Source organism: Streptomyces sp. YS-3, from assembly GCF_045257485.1.
GTDB lineage: Bacteria > Actinomycetota > Actinomycetes > Streptomycetales > Streptomycetaceae > Streptomyces.
In genome coordinates, this window is sequence record NZ_JBJHPC010000476.1 from 1 (window position 1) to 5,603 (window position 5,603).

Consider the following 5,603-nt stretch of genomic DNA (forward strand, 5'->3'; position numbering starts at 1 on the left):
AGTGACGGCATCGCCCGAACGGCCCGCCCCGCAGGAGAACCTCCCCCTCGCCGTGATCACCGGCATGGCCGGGGTCGGCAAGAGTGCGCTCGCCGTCCATGTGGCGCACGCCCTGCGCGAGGAGTTCCCGGACGGGCAGCTGTATCTGAACCTGCGCGGCGCCACCCCGGGCCTCACCGCGCTCCCACCGATCCAGGCGCTCGCCGCGCTGCTCAACGCGCTGGGCGTCGACTCGCGCAACATCCCCGACAGCCCCGACGCCGCCTCCGCGCTGCTGCGGTCCCGGCTGGCCCCGACCCGTACGCTCCTCGTCCTTGACGACGCGGGCTCCGCGGCCCAGGTGCGACCGCTGCTCCCCGCGGGCGGGGGTTGCGCGGTGGTCGTCACCAGCCGTTCGCCGCTGGCCGCGCTCGACGGCGCGAGCCGTTTTCCGCTCGCCCCGATGACGGCCGCCGAGAGCCTGGGCCTGCTCCGGGCGGTCTCGGGGCGTGAACTGGCCGACGGCGCGGCCCGGTTGGTCGACCTGTGCGGGCGGCTGCCCCTGGCGCTGCGCGTCGCGGCGGCCCGGCTCGCCGCCCGCAGCGCGCTCACCCCCGACGCGCTCGCCGGACTCCTCGACGCCCAGGACGGGCGCCTCGACCACCTGGAGTACGACGACCTGAGTGTGCGCCGCTCCCTCGCCGTCGCGCTCGGCGCCCTCGATCCGGACGCCGCGCTGGCGCTGCGCCGCCTGGGCGCGCTCGACCTTCCGGGGTACGAAGTCCCCGTCGTCGCCCGCCTCATGGGCCTGTCCGGGCAGCGGGCCGCGGCGGCGCTGGACCGCCTCGTCGAGGTGGCGCTCCTGGACGAGACCTCGTACGGGCGGTACGCGCCGCACGACCTCGTGCGCGACTTCGCGCGCGAACTGGCCGCCCAGGACGACGCGCGCGAGGCGGCCGTAGAACGCGGGCTGCGCTGGTACGCCGAGGCGGCCCGGCAGAGCGGCCTGGTCCTCGCGCCGCCCGACCGCGAGGGCCCGGCGCGGGTCCCCGAGCCGGTCGGTGACGCCGCCCCCTTCGCGGACACCGCTGCCGCGCTGGCCTGGGGCGACCGCGAACTGCCCGCCGTCGTCACGCTCACCGAGCGGTACGCGCACCAGTCACCGACCGTGTTCCTGCTGGTCCGGGCGTACTTCAGCCATCTCCAGTACCGGGGCAAGTACGCGGCGCTGCGCCACCTCAACCGGTTCGTCCTGAGCGCCGCCCGGGCGAGCGGCGACCGCTTCGCGCAGGCCCACGCCATCGGGGACCTCGCCGGGGCGCACTTCCTGGCCAGCCGCGCCGAGGAGGCGCTCGGCCTGAACGACGAGGCGATCGCGCTGTGGCAGGAGCTCGGCGAGCGCAACCGTACGCAGCGGACCCTCGCCAACCGCGGCATGCTCCTGGAGCGCCTCGGCCGGTACCCCGAGGCCGCCGAGGCGCTGGAGCGGAGCCTGACCCTGACCCGCGAACTCGACGACGCCTACGGCGAGGCGATCATCCTCAGCCATCTCGGCAACCTGTACGAGCACACCGACGCCCGCCTGGCCATCGACCACCACGAACGCAGCCTCACGACCGGCTGCCGCATCGGCAGCGAGCTCCTGGTGCACACCGCGCACTGCAACATCGGCTACGCCCACATCACCCTCGGCGAATGGGCCGACGCCGTCGGCCACTTCGAGCGGGCGCTGCGGATTCTCGGCGAACAGGGCGACTGGCACGGGCGCTCCCAGTCCTGGGTCGGCCTGGTGCGGGTCCTGGGGGAACTGGGCCGCACCGACGAGGCGTACGCCGCCTGCGCGGACCTCCTCGACCAGGCCGTCGAGCGCTGCGACGCGTACACCGAGGGCCTCGGAAGGCGGGAGTACGGCCGCCTGGAGCGGTCACGGGGGCGTCCGGCGGAGGCGCGGTCCCAGTGGGAGCGGGCCCTGAAGGCATTGGAGGGCGGCGACCGCAAGGCGTACGCCGAGGTGGCTGAGCTGCTGGCGGGACTGGAGGCGGGGGCCGACGCGGAAGCGGGGGCCGACGCGGGAGCGGGTTGAAACATTTCCGGGCCCCTGGCGCGTCAATGAGGTGTAGGGGAGGTCAAGGGGTCGGGGGAGAGCATGAGAAGGCCGGGGCAGCAGAAGCAGCCGAGACTGGGGCGCCAAGCGCGCCAGGCACGCACGGATGAGTTCCTTGAGTTCGCGTCCGGCCGCACGAGCCATCTTTTCCGTGCCGCGTGCCTGCTGACCAGCGGAGACACCCATCTCGCCGAGGACCTGGTCCAGGAGACGCTGGGGCGGATGTACGCGGTGTGGGGCCGGATGTCCCGGATCGACAATCCCGCGGGATACGCGCAGGCGGTCCTTGTGCGTACGTTCCTCACCCACCGGCGAAGGCGGTCTGCCGAGGAGCGACCCCTCGGGGAACTACCGGACCGGCCCATGAGTACGGAGGGCGATCCGGCTCTGCGGCTCGCCCTGCTCGACGCGCTCGCCCGGCTCGCCCCCAAGGACCGCGCGGTGGTGGTCCTGAGGTACTGGGAGGACCGCAGCGTGGAGGAGACGGCGGAGGCGATGCGGGTCAGTTCGGCCGCGGTCCGCACCCGCTCGGTGCGCGCGCTGGCCAAGCTGCGCGAACACCTGGGCAGCAGCCTGGCGGAGCTCGCCGCGCTCTGACGGCGCGAACAACCAGGCAGGGAACACGTCGGTACGGCAGTAGGTGAGCACGGCGGTACGGCGGTACGGCAGCACGGCGGTACGGCAGCACGGCGGTACGGCAGTACCTCAGCACGGCAGTTCGGCATCACAGACCAAGAACAACCACTGACCACGAAGCGAGGAGTGGGGTTCCACCATGCCTTTTGAAGACCAGCTCGGCGATGCGATGCGCAGCACCGGCGACGGCTTCGTCCCGCAGGACAGCCGCGCTCTGCTCGACGGCGCCTTGATCAGCGGGCGCCGCCGGCTGGCCCGGCGCCGGGTCGCCACGGTGACCGGCAGTGTGGTGGCGCTGGCCGCGGTGGGCCTCGGCGGCGCCTGGGCGTCCGGACTGGTCGGCGGCTCGTCCGGCGACAACGGGGGCTCCGGGGGCGGCGCGTCGGCGTCCGTGGCGGCGCCGCCGAAGTCGACGCTCCCGGACCATGTGTCGGTCAGCGCGGAGCAAATGATCAAGAACCTCATCGGACTGCTTCCGCACGGGAAGACGAGCGAGGAGCATGGGCGGGGCGCGGGCGGCTCGGACAGCAAGTTCTCGATGCCGACCGCCTCGGTCGTCTTCGACGACGGCAAGGGCAAGGGGTCGGTCAGTATCGCGCTGAGCACCGTCGATCCGGCGGGCCAGAGTGCCGGCGAATACGTGAGCTGCCCGTCGAAGGCGATCACGGACTACGACCACTGCTCGGCTGAGGTGCTGCCCGACGGCTCGCGGTTCATGCTCTTCCAGGGGTACGAGTACCCGGACCACCGGGAGGAGACGAAGAACTGGCGGGCCACCCTGGTCACCCCGAAGGGGGTGCTGATCGACGCGAGCGAGTACAACGCGCCTGCCGAGAAGGGCGCGACGATCACCCGGGCCGAGCCGCCGCTGACCGGCGGGCAGATGAAGGCACTCGTCACGGCCGAGGTGTGGAAGACGACCATGGCGGGCGCCAAGGTGCCGCGCCCGGACCCGGTGCCGCGTGGTGAGCCGAGCGGGGCTTCGATGCAGCGCGAGCTGATCGCCTCTCTGCCGAAGGCCCTCAAGGTCGTCGACCAGGGCAACCAGGGAGGCTACGCGTTCGCGGTCGTCGACGACGGCAAGGGCAGAAGCCTGGTCGGCATCAACGTCCAGCCCGGCATGGGGGATGTGCCGCTGCAGGGTTCGGTGTCGACGCTCCCCAACGGCACCCGCGTAGGCGAGGAGCAGCGCGCCGGTGAGAAGGGCGGTGCCGGCGTGGTGTGGTGGACGGTGGACACCATCCGTAAGAGCGACCTGCGCGTGGTGATCAGCGCGTTCAACACGGGCAACCAGCACGATCCGGCGACGCGCGCGACGCCCGCGCTGACGATGTCCCAGCTGAAGGCGATAGCACTGGACCCGAAGTGGGACACGCTCCGCTGAACCAACAGGCAAGGCCAACCAGAACGGTCAACCGGTAAGGCCAACCGGTACGCCCGACCGGAACGGCCAACCCGTAAGGCCGACCGGAACGGTCCCACCCCCACCCGCCGGGTCGCCGGTGAGGTTCCACGGGCGGCGGCTGCCTCACTTCGCCTCCGAGTACCGCTCCACCACCGCCGTCGTGAACGGGAACCTCACCGGGGTCTCCCCGAACGCGATCCGACCGGCCAGCTCGCCGGCCGTGCGGATCGCCTGGACGACCTGGGGGGCCTCGGCCTCGGGGCAGTGCACGATGACCTCGTCGTGCTGGAAGAAGACCAGCTCGGCCCGCATCCCAGCGGTGGCGAGCTCCTGTCGCAGCGCGGCGAGCAGCAGCAGGGCCCAGTCGGCGGCGCTGCCCTGGACGACGAAGTTACGGGTGAAGCGGCCCCGGGCGCGGGCGTTGGTGGAGGCGTAGCCGGGGGTGAACTCCCCGTCGGGGGAGGGGAGGTCGGAGCCGTCCTGCTGGGGGAGCCCCGCCTCGCCGTCGTCGTCCGCTCCGGCGGCGGGCGGGCTGGTGCGGCCGAGCCAGGTCCGTACGAGCCGGCCCTCCTCGCCCGCCTTCGCCGCGTCGTCCACGTAGGCGACGGCGCGGGGGAAGCGGCGGCGCAGGGCGGCGAGGTTCTTGAGGCCGTCGCCGGACGTCTGACCGTAGATCGCGCCGAGGAGGGCCAGCTTGGCGTGGTCGCGGTCGCCGGAGAAGGCGCGGTCCGACAGGGCGGTGTAGAGGTCGCCTTCGTGCCCGGCCACCTCCATCAGGCCGGGGTCGCGGGAGATCGCGGCGAGCACGCGGGGCTCCATCTGGTCGGCGTCGGCGACGACCAGGCGCCAGCCCTCGTCGGCCACGACGGCTTGCCGGATGACCTTGGGGATCTGCAGGGCGCCCCCGCCGTTGGTGGTCCAGCGGCCACTGACGGTGCCGCCCGGGGTGTACTCGGGGCGGAAGCGGCCGTCGCGCACCCAGTCGTGCAGCCAGCTCCAGCCGTGGGCGGTCCAGATCCGGTACAGCTTCTTGTACGCGACCAGCGGGGCCACGGCCGGATGGTCGATCTCCTCCAGGGCCCAGCGGCGGGTGGAGGTCAGCCGGACGCCCGCCTCGGCGAACGCCCGGATGACGTCGGCGGGCAGGTCGGGCCGGACCCGGCGGCCGAAGGCGGCCGACACCTGGTCCGCGAGCTCGGCGAGCCGGCGGGGCTCGCCGCCGCCCGCGTACCGCTCGCCGAGCAGGTCGTGGAGCAGGGCGCGGTGGACGTCGGCGCGCCAGGGCACCCCGGCCCGGTGCATCTCGGCGGCCACCAGCGTCCCGGCGGACTCGGAGGCGGTCAGCAGCCGCATCCGGCCGGGGTGCTCGGCCTTCTCGTGCCGCCGCTGCTGTTCCGCGTACACCTCGACCAGGGCTTCGAGGGGCAGGGCGGTGCCGCTCGGCGGTTCGAAGAGGGAGGACTGGCGGTGGGGCTCGGC

At 73.3% G+C, this 5,603-nt stretch carries 4 protein-coding genes; 3 read left to right on the forward strand and 1 reads right to left on the reverse strand.

Going from position 1 to position 5,603, the window contains the following annotated elements; genetic code table 11:
- From ACJA3G_RS28575 to ACJA3G_RS28585, 3 genes are all read left to right on the forward strand, one after another.
- Window positions 1-2,062: tetratricopeptide repeat protein (locus ACJA3G_RS28575; protein ID WP_406555926.1), on the forward strand; the 2,062-nt coding region annotated here is incomplete at its 5' end.
- A 63-nt stretch (window positions 2,063-2,125) separates the two neighbouring features.
- Entirely contained in the window at window positions 2,126-2,680 is a 555-nt protein-coding gene (locus tag ACJA3G_RS28580) for a SigE family RNA polymerase sigma factor (protein ID WP_406555927.1), read from the forward strand.
- A gap of 178 nt (window positions 2,681-2,858) precedes the next feature.
- Entirely contained in the window at window positions 2,859-4,103 is a 1,245-nt protein-coding gene (locus tag ACJA3G_RS28585) for a hypothetical protein (protein ID WP_406555928.1), read from the forward strand.
- 144 nt (window positions 4,104-4,247) lie between these two features.
- On the opposite strand, the gene ACJA3G_RS28590 is transcribed toward ACJA3G_RS28585, so the two are convergent.
- Window positions 4,248-5,603, reverse strand: a 1,356-nt coding sequence (locus ACJA3G_RS28590; protein ID WP_406555929.1) for a bifunctional 3'-5' exonuclease/DNA polymerase, incomplete at its 5' end; no start/stop codon positions are given.

Bases quoted from the DNA above. Each gene is read 5' to 3' on its own strand.
- ACJA3G_RS28580 (WP_406555927.1), top strand. From the start codon at position 2,126: ATGAGAAGGCCGGGGCAGCAGAAGCAGCCGAGACTGGGGCGCCAAGCG.
- ACJA3G_RS28585 (WP_406555928.1), top strand. From the start codon at position 2,859: ATGCCTTTTGAAGACCAGCTCGGCGATGCGATGCGCAGCACCGGCGAC.